The organism is Azospirillum sp. A26 (genome assembly GCF_042604635.1).
Lineage (GTDB): Bacteria > Pseudomonadota > Alphaproteobacteria > Azospirillales > Azospirillaceae > Azospirillum > Azospirillum palustre.
In genome coordinates this window covers 2,137,159-2,153,549 of sequence record NZ_CP170473.1, presented here as the reverse complement: position 1 = coordinate 2,153,549, position 16,391 = coordinate 2,137,159, and the positions used below count along the sequence as shown (strand labels likewise).

Sequence of the window (16,391 nt, the reverse complement as noted above, 5' to 3'; positions counted from 1 at the left end):
GGGTCTGCTCCCAAACGCAGGTTTATGATTGGAGCAGCCTATCATTTGCGACACGGCAGATGCTTGCGAAGTGGCGCCGGCCGCGGTTGCGCTTTAGCATCGGATGCCAGGATAACACGGGAAACGGCATCTCATGCCAAGGCACCCCCTCGACCGCATCGACCGCAGGATCCTGTCCGCCCTTCAGCAGGACGGCCGGCTGCCCAACAACGAACTGGCGGAGCGGGTCGGCCTGTCGCCCTCCCCCTGCCTGCGCCGGGTCAAGGCGCTGGAGGATGCGGGCGTGATCGCCCGCTATGTGGCGCTGGTCGATCCGGCCTCCGTCGACCTGCCGGTCAACATCTTCGTCAGCGTCAGCCTGGAGCGGCAGGTCGAGGCGCGGCTGGACGGGTTCGAGGCGGCGGTGATGGCGCGGCCGGAGGTGCTGGAATGCTACCTGATGACCGGCGACGCCGATTACCTGCTGCGGGTGGTGGTGCCGGACCTCGCCAGCTATGAGCGGTTCCTGAAGGAACACCTGACCCGCATCCCCGGCGTCGCCAACATCCGCTCCAGCTTCGCCTTGAAGCAGGTGCGCTACCGCACCGCCCTGCCGCTGGAGCATCTCGGGGAGTGAGGCCGCATCAGTCCGCTGCCGCCACCGGCTTGGCACGGCTGCCGACCAGCGGAACCAGCACCGCCGCGAGCAGGCACAGCGCGCCGGCGGTGGCGAAGGCCGGCAGATAGGTCTGCAGCGCGGTGCGCGACAGGCCGGCGCCGAAGGCCGCGCTGGCGGCGCCCAGCTGATGCCCGGCGAAAATCCAGCCGAAGACCAGATTGGCGCGCTCCCGGCCGAAACGCTCCGCGGTCAGGCGCACGGTCGGCGGGACGGTGGCGATCCAGTCCAGCCCATAGAAGACGGCGAAGACCGACAGGCCGTAGAGGGTGAAGTCCGAATAGGGCAGATAGAGCAGCGACAGGCCGCGCAGGCCGTAATACCAGACCAGGAGCCAGCGGTTGTCGTAGCGGTCGGACAGCCAGCCCGACCCGACGGTGCCGACGAAATCGAAGATGCCCATCAGGGCCAGCAGGCCGGCAGCCTGGACCTCCGGCACGCTGAAATCGACGCAGAGCGGGATCAGGTGGGTCTGGATCAGGCCGTTGGTGCTGGCACCGCAAATGAAGAACGTCGCGAACAGAACCCAGAAGGCCCGCGTCCCCGCGGCGTCGCGCAACGCGCCCAGCGCGGCCGACAGGATGGCACCGGCCGGGGCGGCAGGAGCCGCGGCCCCGACCTCGCCGACGGCGGACAGGCCGAGATCGGCAGGGCGGTCCCGCATCAGCGCCAGCATCGCCAGGGCGGCGACGGCGATGAGACCGCACAGCAGGGCGATGGCGGTGCGCCAGCCATAGGCCTCCGTCAGCATCGACAGCAGCGGCATGAAGACCAGCTGCCCGGTGGCCGAACTGGCGGTCAGCAGCCCGATCACCAGCCCGCGGCGGGCGACAAACCAGCGGGTGGCGATGGTGGCGCCCAACACCATGGCGGTCAGGCCGGTGCCGAAGCCGACGACGAACCCCCACAGCAGGATCAGCTGCCAGACCTCCCGCATCGCCAGCGAAGCCAGCAGCCCGCCGCCGACCAAAGTCAGCGAGGACAGCACCATGCGGCGGACGCCGAAGCGGTTGATCATCGCGGCGGCGAAGGGGCCCATCAGCCCGAACAGCAGCAGGCGGATCGCCATGGCGGTGGAGATGTCGGCGGTGTCCCAGCCGAACTCCCGCTGGAGCGGCAGCAGCAGGACGCCGGGCGCGCCGACCGCCCCGGCCGACACCAGCATGGACAGGAAGGTGACGGCGACGACGACCCAGGCATAGTGGATGTCGCGCCGCGCCAGGGCGGCGGCGAGAGGGGTGGACAGCATCGGCTGGGGTCTCCGGTGGCTGGCTTATATGGGTCCTGCTGGGGGAGCCGGTTATTGAGCGGTCACACCACCGTCGATGTTGATCGACTGGCCGGTGACGAAGCCGGCGGCGTCGGAGCAGAGCCAGAGCACCGCCGCGGCCACCTCCTCCGGACGACCGACGCGGCCGACGGGATGGCGCGGCCCCATCACCGCCTCCACCTGCTCGGCGCCGCCGAAGGAGGCCTGGGTCATCGGCGTCTGGATGATCGCCGGGCAGACGGCGTTGACGCGCACGCCGAAGGACGCGACCTCGATGGCCGCGGTGCGGGTCAACCCCTCCACAGCCGCCTTGCTGGCGGAATAGGCGGCGTTGCCGGCCATGCCGATCTGACCCAGCACCGACCCGGTGTTGACCACCGCGCCGCGGCCTTGGCAGCGCATGATCGCCAGTTCATGCTTCAGGCAAAGCCAGACACCTTTCACATTGACGGTCAACACGCGGTCGAAGGCGGCCTCGTCCATGTCGGTGACCGGGGCGACCTGATGGATGCCGGCATTGTTGAAGGCAACGTCGAGGCGGCCATGGTCACGCTCGATCCGCTCGAACAGGGCGGCGACCTCCGCCCCATCGGCCACATCGGCGGCGACGAACTGGCCGGTGCCGCCGGCACGGCCGATCAGTTCCACCGTCTCCAGCCCCTCCGCCTCGCGCCGGCCGGTGACGATCACCGTTGCCTCCGCTCCGGCAAAGGCCAGCGCCGTCGCCCGCCCGATCCCCGACGTGCCTCCGGTGACCAGGGCGACCCGCCCACTCATGTCCGCCCCGGTCGTGTTCATCGCAACGCTCATGGTTCTCTCCTGTCCTTCATACGGCTTATGCGTGCCGGCCGATGCCGGGCTTTATTAATGACGGTCATCATTATTTTTGATTTGGATGATGTCCATAATGAAAATTGCGCGCAAGCCCGGTTTCCCGGAGCCCCAGCCATGCGCCGCCCGAATGGCGCAACGCCGCAACCGACACCACATGTGCGCGGAACGGACGGGAACCGCGGGGAACCGGCGGCGACGGGCCGTGAACGCCCACCCATTCGGGAGGCTTATTCTGGTCTTGGTTGCGACACCGCCCGACAGCGGCAACCGGAACTGCGCATGGCATCATCCACGCCGCAAGTCACCGGTCCGCGGGTCCTTCGGCAGGGCATGTGATGGCCCCGACACAGGGACCTTCCCTTCAATTCAGTTCCACAAGGATAAGCTTGACCCTTGCCGCACAACGGATCATGAAGGCGCGAACATGCCCGTTCATGTAACTGCATGTATCCGGCGCCGTCGGGTCTTCCACTTTCTTTCGGTCGGGCGAATGTTGCTTTCGCAGCGCTTGGGCAGCCCAAGACTTGTCATCTCCCATCGGTACGGGTGCCGACACGCCGAGCGGCAAGCATTCGTTAACCATAAAGCGCCACAACTTGCGAGCGGCCCATTGCCGCGTTCAGCCGACCGCCGGGACCGTATGCCGATCGGGTCCGTTTGGCGCCACCGCGCTTATTTCTTTTGGAAGGCTGACACAGCGTCATTCTGCTGACTGCGCGGGCCAAAGGCCCGACCGATGTTTCCCCGGCCGGTCAATCGACGATCTCCGCTCCGTGGACCGCCACCCCGACGGTCCCGACGCTGAGCGGCCGGGTCGACCCGTCCCTTCTGCGCGACGAACTGCTGTCCGACATCCCGCAGGCGACCGCGGCGGCGCATCCGGACCGCACGGCCATCGTCTATGAGGGCCGGCGCGTCACCTATGCCGAGCTGGACGCGCGCGCCAACCGGGTCGCCCACGGCCTGCGGGCGCGCGGGATCGGCCCCGGCTGCTTCGTCGGGCTGTGGATGCCACGGTCGCTCGACCTGCATGTCGCGCTGCTGGGCATCCTGAAGGCCGGCGCCGCCTATCTGCCCTTCGACGCCGATGCCCCGGCGGAGCGCGTGGCGGTCAGCCTGACCGATTGCGCCGCCCCGGCGATCCTGATCGATCTGGTGACCGGCACCAAGGCGGCGACGCTGGCAGCAAGCGGCGCCGACGTCCAGGTCCTGCGCATCGGCGATGTGCTGAGCGACAGCGAGCAGCCGTTCGACCTGCGGGCCGACGGGGTGACGCCGGACAGCCCGGCCTACGCCATCTACACCTCGGGCTCGACCGGCAAGCCCAAGGGCATCGTCATCAGCCACCGCAACATCTGCCACTACCTGCGCGCCGCCAACAGCGTCTACGGCATCACCGCCGACGACGTGGCGTTCCAGGGTGCCTCGGTGGCGTTCGACCTGTCGCTGGAAGAAATCTTCGTCCCCTATCTGGCCGGCGCCACCCTGTGGGTCGCCAGCCGTCAGGTTCTGGACGAGGCCGACCGGCTGGCCGACGTGCTGACCGAGGCCGGCGTCACCGTGCTGGACACCGTCCCCACCCTGCTGGCGATGCTGCCGAAGGACATTCCGTCGCTGCGCGTCGTCATCCTGGGCGGCGAGGCCTGCCCGCCGGCCGTTGCGTCGCGCTGGTGCCGGCCGGGCCGGCGCCTGTTCAACAGCTATGGCCCGACCGAGGCGACCGTCGTCGCCACGGTGGCCGAGGTTCATCCCGACACCCCCGTCACCATCGGCCGCCCGATCCCCAACTACACCTGCTATGTGGTGGACGAGGCGTTGCAGCCGGTGGCCCCCGGCACCCAGGGCGAGCTGCTGATCGGCGGCCCCGGCGTGGCCCAGGGCTATCTCGGCCGGCCGGAGCTGACGGCGGAGAAGTTCATCGCCAACCCGTTCCGCTCCGGCACGCCAAGCCCACATCCGGATCCGCTGCTCTACCGCTCCGGCGACGCGGTCAGCGTCGATGCCGACGGCAACCTGCGCTTCCATGGCCGCATCGACGATCAGGTGAAGATCCGCGGCTTCCGGCTGGAGCTGGGCGAGATCGAGGCGAAGCTGACCGACTTCGCCGAAATCGCCCAGGCCACGGTGGTCCTGCGCACCGACAACGGGCTGGACCGTCTGGTCGCCTTCCTGGTCGCACAGCCGGGCGCCTCCCTCGACAAGACCGCGCTCCGCGACGCGCTACGGGCGCAGCTGCCCGCCTACATGGTGCCCGCGCACTATGAGCAGGTGGCGGAGCTGCCGCGCCTGACCTCCGGCAAGGCCGACCGCAAGACGCTCCAGGCGATGGCCCTGACCGAGGATGCCGGTTCGGGCGAGCAGGAGGAGCCGCGCAGCCCGACCGAGGCGACGCTGCTGGAGGCCGCCCGCCGTGTCTTCCCCGGCCAGTCGATCCCGCTGGAGGCCGACTTCTTCCTCGACCTGGGCGGCCATTCGCTGCTGGCGGCGCGCTTCGTCTCGGCGGTGCGCGAGACCGCCGGGCTGGCCGGCCTGACCCTTCAGGACGTCTATGGCGCCCGCACGCTGCGGGCGATGGCCGAACGGCTGGACGCCAAGGCGCCGACGGGTCACGGCGCCAAGCCGGCCGACCTGTCCTTCGATCCGCCGCCGCTGGCCCGCCGGCTGTTGTGCGGACTGGCCCAGGCTGCTGCGTTGCCGATCATCCTGGCGCTGATGACGGTGCAGTGGCTTGGCGTGTTCGTCAGCTACATGCTGCTGTCCGGCGAGGACGCCGGGATATTCGGCGAAATCACCACGATGTTCGGCGTCTACGTCGTCATCAACATCGCCACCGTCGCCATCGCCATCTCGGCGAAATGGCTGATCATCGGTCGGACCAAGCCGGGCCGCTACCCGCTGTGGGGCGTCTATTATTACCGCTGGTGGCTGGCCCAGCGCTTCATCGCACTGGTCCACCTGAAGTGGTTCCAGGGGTCGCCGGTGATGCGGCTGCTCCTGCGCGCGCTCGGGGCCAAGGTCGGCGCCGACGCGATGATCGGCGAGTTCGAATCCGGCGCCATCGATCTGGTCAGCATCGGCCGCGGCGCCTCGACCGGCGGCAAGGTGAAGATGGCCAATGCCGAGGTGATCGGCAACGAGCTGGTGATCGGCACCATCGAGATCGGCGAGGACGCCTATATCGGCACCTCCTGCGTCATCGGCCACGACGCCATCGTCGGCAAGAGCACCGAGTTGGCCGACCTGACCGCGCTCGCCGCCGGCACCCACACCGGCGATTACGAGCAGTGGGACGGCTCGCCCGCCCGCAAGGTCGGCACCGTCGACCGCGCCGCCCTTCCCGAGGAGCCGCGCGCCGGCGTCGTCAAGCGCGCCGCCCAGACGCTGATCTATCTGGTCGCCCTGGTCGGCCTGCCGCCGGTGGCGCTGATCCCGATCTTCCCGGCCTTCTACCTGTTCGACAAGCTCGACGCCTGGATGGGCGGGGTGTTCAAGGTCAACTACCTCTACTATGTCCCCGCCATCGCGTGGCCGACCGCCATGTTCCTGGTGGCCTTCACCGTGCTGCTGATCGCCGCCATGCGCTGGATCGTGCTGCCGAAGGTGGAAGCCGGTTCCTACTCGGTCCACAGCTGGTTCTACGTCCGCAAATGGGTCGTGGCGCTGGCGACCGAGGTGATGCTGGAAACCCTCAGCTCGCTCTACGCCACCGTCTACATGCGGGCCTGGTACCGCCTGATGGGCGCCAAGATCGGCCGCGACGCCGAGATCTCGACCAACCTCGCCGGCCGCTACGATCTGGTGGAGATCGGTGAGAAGTGCTTTATCGCCGACGAGGTGGTGCTGGGTGACGAGGACATCCGCCGCGGCTGGATGCATCTGCAGCCGGTGAAGACCGAGGCCCGCGTGTTCGTCGGCAACGACGCCGTGGTGCCGCCGGGTGCTTCCATCCCCACCGGCACGCTGATCGGCATCAAGTCGAAGCCGCCGGCGAATGCCGAGATGCAGGCCGGCGACACCTGGTTCGGCAGCCCGCCGATCAAACTGCCGGTGCGCCAGAAGTTCGACAACGTGTCGGCCAACTGGACCTTCGAGCCATCGCGCGCCCGCCGTCTGGGACGCGCCGTGTTCGAGGCGTTCAGCCTGTCGATGCCGTCGATGCTGTTCATCACCTTCGGCACCTTCGCGGTGGAGTTCTTCGCTCCCGCCATCCTCGACCAGCGCTGGGGCGCCTTCGCCTGGCAGTTCCTGGCGGTCAGCGTCGCCATCCCCGCGGCGATGGTGCTGGTGGTGGCGCTGGTGAAGTGGCTGCTGATGGGCCGCTACGCCCCGACCATGAAGCCGATGTGGTCCTGGTGGGCCATGCGGACCGAGGCGGTGGCCGTGCTCTATTGGGGTCTGGCCGGCAAGGTTCTGCTCGACCATCTGCGCGGCACGCCGATGCTGCCCTGGGTGCTGCGCCTGTTTGGCACCAAGTTCGGCCAGGGCGTCTATATGGACACCACCGACATCACCGAGTTCGACTGCGTGTCGGTCGGCGACTATAGCGCCATCAACGCCCTGTCCGCCTTGCAGACCCACCTGTACGAGGACCGCGTGATGAAGGTCGGCCGGGTATCGGTCGGGACCGGCGTCACCGTCGGGGCCGGCGCCACGGTGCTCTATGACACCCATGTCGGCGATTTCGCCCGCCTGGGCCCGCTGACCCTGGTGATGAAGGGCGAGGAAATTCCCGCCCATGGCGAGTGGGTGGGTGCCCCGGCCGAACCGGCACCGCAGGCCCATGCGGCGGTCGACAAACGGGTGAAGGCGGCGGCGTAAACAGCCGGCGTCAGTGACAGGAAGAAAAGGCTGGTATTACCATTGCGGTGTACCGGCCTTTTCTTTTGCCTGTCTTCGGCCCTTCATTCATCCGACGACAAACCGTCGCGCACAGTTACTCTCTCCGATGGTTGTCTCCGCGCGGGAGCGGTGTATAAGGGGGGCCGAGCGCGGCCTGCCCCCTTCGCGCGCCCGGCCGGGCGTGTATCTCGGAGGCGAATGGTGGCCGTTGGATCGTCACGCCAGGTTCGTCAAAGGAACGCCCCAATGCCCGACGACATCGCCTCAGCCCGCGGCCTGTTTCCGCTCGCCAAGGACGACACGACCTACCGCAAGCTGACCTCGGATCACGTCTCGGTCGTCGAATTCGACGGCGAGCAGATCCTGAAGGTCGAGCCGGAAGGTCTGCGCCTGCTGGCCGAGGCTGCCTTCTCCGACATCAACCATCTGCTGCGTCCGGGCCATCTGGCCCAGCTCGCCGAATTTCTTGACGATCCGGAGGCGTCGGCCAACGACCGCTTCGTCGCGCTCGACCTGCTGAAGAACGCCAACATCGCCACCGCCGGCACCCTGCCGATGTGCCAGGACACCGGCACCGCCATCATCATGGGCAAGAAGGGCCGCCGCGTCTGGACCAAGGGCGGCGACGAGACTGCCCTGTCGGAAGGGGCCCGCGACGCCTACCTGAAGCGCAACCTGCGCTACAGCCAGCTGGCGCCGATCTCCATGTATGAGGAGAAGAACACCCGCAACAACCTGCCGGCCCAGATCGACATCTATTCCGAGGGCGAGGACTATTACAAGTTCCTGTTCATGGCCAAGGGCGGCGGGTCGGCCAACAAGACCTTCCTGCATCAGGCCACGCCGTCGGTTCTGGCGCCCGACCGGCTGCTGAAGTTCCTCGAAGACAAGATCCGCTATCTCGGCACCTCGGCCTGCCCGCCCTACCATCTCGCCATCGTCATCGGCGGCCTGTCGGCGGAGCAGAACCTGAAGACGGTGAAGCTGGCCTCGGCCCGCTATCTCGACAATCTGCCGACCGAGGGCGGCGAGGACGCGCACGCCTTCCGCGATCTAGCGATGGAGGCCGAGGTCCACAAGCTGACCCAGAACATGGGCATCGGCGCCCAGTTCGGCGGCAAGTATTTCTGCCACGACGTCCGCGTCATCCGCCTGCCGCGCCACGGCGCCTCGATGCCGATCGGCATCGGCGTGTCCTGCTCGGCCGACCGTCAGGCGGTTGGCAAGATCACCAAGGACGGCATTTTCCTGGAGCAGCTGGAGACCGATCCGGCCCAGTATCTGCCGGAGATCGGTGACGAGCATCTGTCGGGCGACGTCGTGAAGATCGACCTGAACCAGCCGATGGAGCAGATCCGCGCCACGCTGAGCCAGTACCCGATCCGCACCCGCCTGTCGCTGACCGGCCCGCTGATCGTCGCCCGCGATCTGGCCCACGCCAAGCTGCGCGCCCGCCTGGACGCCGGCAAGCCGCTGCCCGACTATTTCGAGAACCACCCGATCTACTATGCCGGCCCGGCCAAGACGCCGGAAGGCTATGCCTCGGGCTCCTTCGGACCGACGACGGCCGGCCGCATGGACAGCTTCGTCGACCAGTTCCAGGCGGCCGGCGGCTCCATGGTCATGCTGGCCAAGGGCAACCGCAGCGCGGAGGTGACGGCGGCCTGCAAGCAGCATGGCGGCTTCTATCTCGGCTCCATCGGCGGTGCCGCCGCCCGTCTGGCCCAGGACTGCATCAAGAAGGTGGAATGCGTCGAGTATCCCGAACTCGGCATGGAAGCCATCTGGCGCATCGAGGTGGAGGACTTCCCGGCCTTCATCATCGTCGACGACAAGGGCAACGACTTCTTCAAGGAGTTGAAGCTCGCCTGATCCGGGCTGACAGGACGTGAGGGGCGCGGCGCCTTGCAAGAGGCGCCGCGCCCTTTTCCCTGCCCGCTTGCGGGATGGCACCGGGGGCGCCTATCTTCAATGCAGCGGGATCTGGGCATCGGGATCTGGGCATCGGAAGCGGGGAGGACTTTGCAATGGACGGTGTCTATGACCGGCGCGCGCCGAAGCGGGACATCACCTTGTCGCTGGACGAGGACATCCTGCACCGCGCCCAGTCCCTTCCCGGCGACCTGTCGGAACGGGTCGAGAAGATGCTGGCCGACGAGGTGGCGAAGGCGGATCGTGAACGTCGCCTGGATGCCACGATCAAGGCGCTGAACGACTTCAACTCCAAATATGGCTCTTTCGCCGACGAACATCTCGACCATCTGTGATGGCTCAGTTCGATGTACACAGGAACCGAAGCGCGACGCGCTCGGGCATTCCGTATCTGGTGATTGTGCAATCACAACGTTTCGACGCATCGGCTCGCAGGGTAATTGCGCCGCTGTTGCTGGCCACCAAGGTTCAGAGCACAGAGCCGTCCTCGACGCCCCTGTTCGTGATTGAAGGCCATGATGTGATTTTGAACCCTCTCCAGCTCGCGTCGGTCCTAGCCGACCAGCTCGGCGAGAAGGTCTGCTCCCTCGCCGACGACAGCGACCGCATCATCGCCGCCATCGACCTCCTGATTTCCCGCGCCTGGGGATGAGTAGCCCGTGACACCTGCCCAAATCCAAGACCGTATCCTGTACCGCGACGGGCTGATGCTGATCCTCGACAAGCCCGCCGGGCTGCCGGTCCATGCGGGCCCCGCCGGCGGGCCGAACCTGGAGCGGCATTTCGACGCGCTCCGCTTCGGCTTCCCCAAGCCGCCGTCGCTGGCCCACCGGCTGGACCGCGACACGTCGGGCTGCCTGATCCTCGGCCGCCATGCCAAGGCACTGCGCAAGATCGGCATCCTGTTCCAGAACGGCAAGGTCGATAAGACCTATTGGGCGGTGGTCGCCGGCACACCGCCGCAGGAGTCCGGGCGGATCGAGCTGCCGCTCGCCAAGGTGTCCAACAAGACCGGCGGCTGGCGCATCGTCGGTTCGCCCGACGGGCAGGCGGCGATAACCGACTATGTCGTTCGCGGGCAGGCCGATGGGCTGACCTGGCTGGAACTGACGCCGCACACCGGCCGAACTCACCAAATCCGCGTCCATTGCGCGTCCATCGGCTGCCCGCTGGTCGGCGACCCGCAATATGGTGGGCCGGACGGCAAGCCGCTGCACCTGCACTCCCGCGCCATCTCGCTGCCGCTCTATCCCAAGCGCGACCCGGTCGGCGCCGTGGCCCCGGTTCCACCGCACATGCGGGCGGCCTTGGAGGCTTGCGGCTTTACCGAAGCGTCATAGCGTCGCCGCCACGCTCTGGCCTTGCTGCGATGCGGCAGGCTGCCCCATGATCGGTGTCGAAATTGGGGCGATCACGGCCCGGGGGACGAGCGCATGATACCGATCGGCACGACGACAGCCCGTTGGATGACCCTGCGCTACGCCCTGGCGCTGACCTTGATCGCGCTGGGCACGCTGGCCGAATTCGTCATGACCGAGCGGGTGATCGGCCAGCACGAACGCATGCTGGAGGTCGTCAACGTCTCCGGCCGCCAGCGCATGCTGTCGCAGCGGACGGCCCTGCTGGTTGAGCAGTTGAGGGGCGCCACCGACCCGGCGGTGCGCGCCGACCTTGCCAAGCGGCTGGATGAGGCCACGGGCATGTTCGAGGCCACCCACCGGCGCCTGAGCGGCCGGGCCGGGCCGGAGGAAGGCCCGCCGCTGGGTCCGCCGCCGCAAGACCTGTTCTTCAGCGGCCCCGATCCGCTCGACCCGGTGGTGACCGGGCATATCGCCGCCTTGCGCCGCGTCATCGCCGCCGCGTCCGCCGGCCAGCCGCCGGACCCGGCCGAATCCGACCGCATCACCGCCCAGGCGCTCGGCCCGCTGCTGGACCGGCTGGAGGACATGGTCGCGCTCTATCAGGAAGAGGGCGAGGCGGGCTTCCAGACCCTGCACCGGCTGGGACTGGCGGCTCTGTTGATCACTCTGCTGATCCTGGCGGTGGAGGCGCTGGCGATCTTCCGGCCGATGACCCGGCAGGTGCGCCGGCAGTTCACCGAAATCCTGCGCATGGCGGAAACCATCGAGCGGGCCAACGCCACGCTGGAGCAGCAGGTGCGCGAACGGACGGCCGAACTGCACACCGCCAAGACCGCGGCGGAGCAGGCGCACCGGGCGAAGTCCCGTTTCCTCGCCCATGCCAGCCACGATTTGCAGCAACCGCTGCAGGCCATCGGCATGTTCACCGGCATGCTGGAACGCCAGCCGCAGAGCGCCAAGGCGGCAGCCCTGCTGACCGACCTGAAGGCGGCGCAACGGTCGATGCGCGACCTGCTGAACGCCATCCTCGACATCTCCAAGCTGGAATCGGGGGTGGTGTCGCCGAAGCCGGCCGACCTGCCGCTCTCTCCCCTGCTCGACCAGCTCGAGGCCGAGTTTGCCGGACAGGCCGAGGCGAAGGGGCTGCGGCTGCGCGCCATCCCGACCAACGCGGTCGTGCGCAGCGATCCGGCACTGCTGGAGCGGATCGTCCGCAACCTGATCGCCAATGCCATCCGTTACACCGAGAGCGGCGGCGTGCTGGTCGGCTGCCGCACCCGTGGCGACACGCTGTGGATCGAGGTCTACGACACCGGCCGCGGCATCGCCGAACCGGACCGCCAGCGCATCTTCGAGGAGTTCGTCCAGCTCGACCGTCCCGACCGCGACCGCAGCGAGGGCATCGGTCTCGGCCTCGCCATCGTCGAGCGTCTGGCCCGGCTGCTGGGGCATCCGGTGACGCTGCGGTCGGTGGAAGGACGCGGAACCGTGTTCGCAGTGGGGGTGCCGCTGGCGGGGTGAGATTGTCGCCTTATAGGAAACGATCTGATGTAGACGCGCTGGATTGTTCGAATTGTCGTCCGGTGCCAAATTTCCCTCCAGACAAGGGCACACACCCCAACGGTAGGAGGGTTCAATCATGATCACCATTCGCCATCGCGACGAGCGTGGGGTCGCCAACATGGGTTGGCTGAACAGCAACCACAGCTTCTCGTTCGGCCATTACCTCGATCCCGGCCATATGGGCTTCCGCGCCCTGCGGGTCATCAACGAGGATCGGGTGATCCCCGGCGCCGGCTTCCCCACCCACGGGCATGCCAACATGGAGATCGTCTCCTACGTGCTGAACGGCGCGCTGGAGCATAAGGACTCCATCGGCACCGGGTCGGTGATCCGTCCCGGCGAGGTCCAGGTGATGAGCGCCGGCCGCGGCATCCGCCACAGCGAGTATAATGCGTCGGACACCGAGCCGGTGCATTTCCTCCAAATCTGGATCCTGCCGGAGGCCGACAATCTGGCGCCTGGCTACCAGCAGGCGGATTTCCCGGCCGAGCAGAAGCGCGGCACGCTGAAGCTGGTGGGATCGCGGGACGGCCGTGACGGCAGCACCGTCATCCATCAGGATGTCGATCTGTATGCCGCCCTGCTGGACGGCGAGGAAAGCGCCACGCTGCCGCTGCGCCCCGGCCGCCATGCCTGGGTTCAGGTCGCCCGCGGCTGGGTCCATCTGAACGGCACCCTGCTGAAGACCGGCGACGGCGCAGCGCTGTCGGACGAGGAGGCGGTGACGCTGGACCGGGCGGACGAGGCCGAAGTGCTGGTCTTCGACCTCGCATAAGGTGTCAGGCTTGACATAAAAGCTTGATTTGAACCGGGAGCGGGGCGGACGGCAGAGTGCCGCCGTCCCGTTCCCGCCGACACCCTGCCGGCGGGCCGAACCCTGGGGTTGGCGATGACCGAGCAGAAAACCTACAACGCCCTGTTTCTCTGCACCCACAATTCGGCACGCAGCATCATGGCGGAATGCCTGATGCGGCGGTGGGGCGCCGGCCGCTTCCACGCGTGGTCGGCCGGCAGCCATCCGTCGGGCCAGATCAACCCGCACACGCTGGCGACGCTGAAGGCCTTCAACCTGCCGACCGACGGCCTGCGGTCCAAAAGCTGGGACGAGTTCTCCCGGCCGGATGCGCCGGCACTGGATTTCGTCTTCACGGTCTGCGATCAGGCGGCAGGCGAGATGTGCCCGGTGTGGAACGGCACGCCGCTGACCGCCCATTGGGGGGTCGAGGATCCGTCGGCCGCCAGCGGGACGGAGGACCGCATCCGCATGGCCTTCCGCCGCACCTATGTCGAGCTGGAAAGCCGCATCAAGATCTTCGCCAGCCTGCGGGTGGAGCAGTTGGACCGACTGACCCTGCAAAGCTCGCTGCATGCCATCGGCACCGTCCATGGCTCCGAAGCGGACGCGATGGCCGACGCCTAAACCACATCACAGCACCTGCTTCGGCAGCGACAGCAGCTCCTTCCTGATGCGGTTCAGGCTGGGACGGTTGTCCGGGCCGAAGGCGATGGGGCGGCACAGGTGCATGGCGGTCAGCCCGACCCGTGCGGTCAGCAGGCCGTTGATCACCCCCTGCCCCATCCGGGTGGAAATGGCGGCGGCGAGCGACCCGCCCAGCGCCTCCACCGCGACATGGTGGGCGCTTTCCGCCACCCCGGCGACGGCGATGTTGGCGAGCATCCGGCGCAAGAGCCGCAGCGAGCCGACATAGCCGGGCCGGGCGCCATAGAGGGCGGCGATCTCCCGCACCAGCTTCAGGTTGCGCCAGAGGACCACCGCGAAATCCAGCAGCGCCGCCGGGCTCAGCGCGGTGGCGACGGCGGTGTCGCGCGAGGCGCGCAGCACCCGCTGATAGGCGGCACGGTCGAGCGGGCTCAGCACCTCGCGGTCGAGCAGCCGGACCACCTCATGCTCGTCATGGGCGTCGGTGACATGGTCGCGCACGCGGGCCAGCGCCGGGGCCAGCTCCCGCCGGTCGGCATAGAGCGCCACCAGCGATCCGGCGAACCGGTCGGCCCGGCTGCCGGGGGCGTCCAATTCCAGCCGGCCGGCCTCGGCCCGCAGCTCCTCGATCCGGCGCAGGCGGCGGAGCGACAGCAGCTCGGTCACAAGCATCGCCAGGGCCGCAATGCCGGCGGTGGCGGCCAGCAGGCCGACCAGCACGCCGAGCGCAAGGCTGGTGGCGAAGGCGCGGGCCAGCAGGTCGGCGGTGTCGAAGCCCAGCGCCACCAGAACCAGCGCCGCCAGCGCCCCGAACAGCCAGCGCCCCAGCCTGCGCGTGGTCCGCACCGGGGTTGCGGGCGCCGGCAGCAGGTCGGCGGGATCGCCGGAGCCGGTCAGCAGGGCGGTCTCCTCCTCCGCCGGCACCGGCGCGGCGCGGTCGAGCTCCAGTTCCATCGGCGGAACCCAGCCCGGCGATGGCCTGCGGGGGGCGGTCTCGCGCTCCGTCACGTCAGATAGTCCCCGAGAAGGAATTGCAGGGCCTGGTCGACGCGGATGTGCGGCAGGCCGCGCGGGTCGCGGCCGAGGTCGTCGGGCGGGCGGAAGGCCAGGAAGTTGTAGGGACGGTCGCGGCCGGGCGGGAAGGCCTCCGCATCCTCCGGAATCTCGCCGGGGAACAGCACGGTCGGACGGTCGCGCCCGACCGGCACACCGCGGACGCAGCGCAGCTGCCGGCCCTCATGCTCCGTCACCACGCTCTCGGTGCATTTCAGCGCGGCGATGGCCATGGTCTCGACCTGGGCGCCTTCGAAGCGGATGGCGTTGCGGGCGTCGCCGACCAGCCGGTCGAGCAAGGCCCGCAACTGGGCATGCTGGTGGGCGGCGATGTGGTCGGCCTTGGTCGCAGCGAACAGCACGCGGTCGATCTTGCTGCCGAACAGCCAGTCGAGCCAGCCCGACGAACCGTGGCGGAACGGCTCCAGGCTCAATTCCAGCGCCCGCTTCATATCGGCCATCCCGGCCGGGCCGGCATTCAGCGCGCCCAGAACGTCGATCAGCACGATCTGGCGGTCGAGCCGGGCGAAATGCTCAGCGAAGAAGCGCCGGACGACGTTGGTCTTGTAGGCCTCGTATCGCTCCTCCATCAGCGCCCACAGGCTTCCCCTGCCCCTCGATCCGTTGGGCTGACCGCCATGCAGGGGACAGAAGGTCAGCAGCGGCGCGTCCTTCATGTCGCCGGGTTCGACGAAGCGGCCGGGCTGGATCAGGCTGAGCAGCGTGTCGGCGCGGCGGCAGGCATGGAGATAGTCGGTGTAGAGCGCCGCCCCGCGCCGCGCGGCCTCCTCCTCCGCCGGGGCGGACGGGTCGATGGTGGCAAGCCAGCCGCGCCAGGAGGCGGACAGCGCGTCGCGTGGCGGGCGGGCGGCAAGCTCCAGCGTCTGGGTGCTCCATTCCGCGAAGCTCTGGCGCAGCAGCGGCAGGTCGAGCAGCCATTCGCCGGGGTAATCGACGAGGTCGACATTGAGCGTCGCCATCGGCTGGACGGTGCGTTTCAGCGCGGAGTCCGGACGGTAGCGCAGCGAGACGCGCATCTGGCCGATGCCGCGCGTCGGCTCCGGCCAATGAGGGTCGGGACCGGTCAGGGCGGCGAGATGGCCTTCGAAATCGAATCGCGGCACGTCGGGATCGGGCTGCGGGCGCAGCCGCGCCGCCTGGAAGCGGCCGGACGAGACGACATCCATGAAGGGCAGCCGCCCGCTCTTCAGCAGATTGTCGACGATGGCGGTGACGAAGACGGTCTTGCCCGCCCGCCGCAGCCCGGTGACGCCGATGCGCACCGTCAATTCCAGGAGAAGCCGGCTGCCGGCGTCGTAAAGGCTGTTCAGGTCGGGAATGCGCACGGGCGGTCGTTCACGTCTGGCCGATGACCGGCCCTATATGGGGTCGGGCAAGCGCGATGCGAGGGGCCGGGTTGCGAGGGGGAGCCGGATGCGACGT

Annotated in this window: 13 protein-coding genes; 9 read left to right on the top strand and 4 right to left on the bottom strand. The window is 68.3% G+C overall.

Annotation, left to right across the window (positions count from 1 at the left end; translation table 11 throughout):
• The first annotated feature begins 133 nt into the window (after nucleotides 1-133).
• Nucleotides 134-616 (top strand): Lrp/AsnC family transcriptional regulator, encoded by a 483-nt coding sequence (locus tag ABNQ39_RS23790; protein WP_376961134.1) that lies wholly within the window; start codon nucleotides 134-136, stop codon nucleotides 614-616.
• A 7-nt stretch (nucleotides 617-623) separates the two neighbouring features.
• On the opposite strand, the gene ABNQ39_RS23785 is transcribed toward ABNQ39_RS23790, so the two are convergent.
• Complete coding sequence (locus tag ABNQ39_RS23785; RefSeq protein ID WP_376961132.1) at nucleotides 624-1,904, bottom strand: MFS transporter; 1,281 nt, start codon at nucleotides 1,902-1,904, stop codon at nucleotides 624-626.
• 51 nt (nucleotides 1,905-1,955) lie between these two features.
• Nucleotides 1,956-2,735, bottom strand: a complete 780-nt coding sequence (locus ABNQ39_RS23780) for an SDR family NAD(P)-dependent oxidoreductase (protein WP_376961130.1) — start codon at nucleotides 2,733-2,735, stop codon at nucleotides 1,956-1,958.
• 726 nt (nucleotides 2,736-3,461) lie between these two features.
• Here ABNQ39_RS23780 and ABNQ39_RS23775 point away from each other — a divergent pair.
• From ABNQ39_RS23775 to ABNQ39_RS23740, 8 genes are all read left to right on the top strand, one after another.
• Nucleotides 3,462-7,577, top strand: coding sequence for a Pls/PosA family non-ribosomal peptide synthetase (locus ABNQ39_RS23775; RefSeq protein WP_376962663.1), 4,116 nt, complete (start codon nucleotides 3,462-3,464; stop codon nucleotides 7,575-7,577).
• Between the two features lie 267 nt (nucleotides 7,578-7,844).
• Nucleotides 7,845-9,470, top strand: a complete 1,626-nt coding sequence (locus ABNQ39_RS23770) for a fumarate hydratase (RefSeq protein ID WP_376961128.1) — start codon at nucleotides 7,845-7,847, stop codon at nucleotides 9,468-9,470.
• A 155-nt stretch (nucleotides 9,471-9,625) separates the two neighbouring features.
• On the top strand, nucleotides 9,626-9,865 hold the full coding sequence (locus ABNQ39_RS23765) for a type II toxin-antitoxin system CcdA family antitoxin (protein ID WP_376961126.1): 240 nt from the start codon (nucleotides 9,626-9,628) through the stop codon (nucleotides 9,863-9,865).
• Complete coding sequence (locus ABNQ39_RS23760; protein WP_376961124.1) at nucleotides 9,865-10,182, top strand: CcdB family protein; 318 nt, start codon at nucleotides 9,865-9,867, stop codon at nucleotides 10,180-10,182. The genes ABNQ39_RS23765 and ABNQ39_RS23760 overlap by 1 nt, the downstream gene beginning before the upstream one ends.
• A 7-nt stretch (nucleotides 10,183-10,189) precedes the next feature.
• Entirely contained in the window at nucleotides 10,190-10,870 is a 681-nt protein-coding gene (locus tag ABNQ39_RS23755) for an RluA family pseudouridine synthase (RefSeq protein ID WP_376961122.1), read from the top strand.
• 126 nt (nucleotides 10,871-10,996) lie between these two features.
• On the top strand, nucleotides 10,997-12,412 hold the full coding sequence (locus tag ABNQ39_RS23750) for an ATP-binding protein (protein ID WP_376961120.1): 1,416 nt from the start codon (nucleotides 10,997-10,999) through the stop codon (nucleotides 12,410-12,412).
• Nucleotides 12,413-12,530: 118 nt separating this feature from the next.
• Nucleotides 12,531-13,229 carry a pirin family protein gene (locus ABNQ39_RS23745; protein WP_376961118.1) on the top strand — a complete coding sequence of 233 codons (699 nt, stop codon included), beginning with the start codon at nucleotides 12,531-12,533 and terminating at the stop codon, nucleotides 13,227-13,229.
• A gap of 114 nt (nucleotides 13,230-13,343) precedes the next feature.
• Complete coding sequence (locus ABNQ39_RS23740; RefSeq protein ID WP_376961116.1) at nucleotides 13,344-13,874, top strand: arsenate reductase ArsC; 531 nt, start codon at nucleotides 13,344-13,346, stop codon at nucleotides 13,872-13,874.
• Between the two features lie 6 nt (nucleotides 13,875-13,880).
• Here the strand turns inward: ABNQ39_RS23740 and ABNQ39_RS23735 are convergent, their stop codons facing one another.
• A complete protein-coding gene (locus ABNQ39_RS23735; protein WP_376961114.1) occupies nucleotides 13,881-14,903 on the bottom strand; it encodes a TIGR01620 family protein in 1,023 nt (340 codons plus the stop codon).
• Nucleotides 14,900-16,294 (bottom strand): YcjX family protein, encoded by a 1,395-nt coding sequence (locus ABNQ39_RS23730; protein WP_376961113.1) that lies wholly within the window; start codon nucleotides 16,292-16,294, stop codon nucleotides 14,900-14,902. Before ABNQ39_RS23730 ends, ABNQ39_RS23735 begins: the two co-directional genes overlap by 4 nt.
• Between the last annotated feature and the right edge of the window lie 97 nt (nucleotides 16,295-16,391).

Bases quoted from the DNA above. Each gene is read 5' to 3' on its own strand.
- ABNQ39_RS23790 (WP_376961134.1), top strand. From the start codon at position 134: ATGCCAAGGCACCCCCTCGACCGCATCGACCGCAGGATCCTGTCCGCC.
- ABNQ39_RS23785 (WP_376961132.1), bottom strand. From the start codon at position 1,904: ATGCTGTCCACCCCTCTCGCCGCCGCCCTGGCGCGGCGCGACATCCAC.
- ABNQ39_RS23780 (WP_376961130.1), bottom strand. From the start codon at position 2,735: ATGAGCGTTGCGATGAACACGACCGGGGCGGACATGAGTGGGCGGGTC.
- ABNQ39_RS23770 (WP_376961128.1), top strand. From the start codon at position 7,845: ATGCCCGACGACATCGCCTCAGCCCGCGGCCTGTTTCCGCTCGCCAAG.
- ABNQ39_RS23765 (WP_376961126.1), top strand. From the start codon at position 9,626: ATGGACGGTGTCTATGACCGGCGCGCGCCGAAGCGGGACATCACCTTG.
- ABNQ39_RS23760 (WP_376961124.1), top strand. From the start codon at position 9,865: ATGGCTCAGTTCGATGTACACAGGAACCGAAGCGCGACGCGCTCGGGC.
- ABNQ39_RS23750 (WP_376961120.1), top strand. From the start codon at position 10,997: ATGACCCTGCGCTACGCCCTGGCGCTGACCTTGATCGCGCTGGGCACG.
- ABNQ39_RS23745 (WP_376961118.1), top strand. From the start codon at position 12,531: ATGATCACCATTCGCCATCGCGACGAGCGTGGGGTCGCCAACATGGGT.
- ABNQ39_RS23740 (WP_376961116.1), top strand. From the start codon at position 13,344: ATGACCGAGCAGAAAACCTACAACGCCCTGTTTCTCTGCACCCACAAT.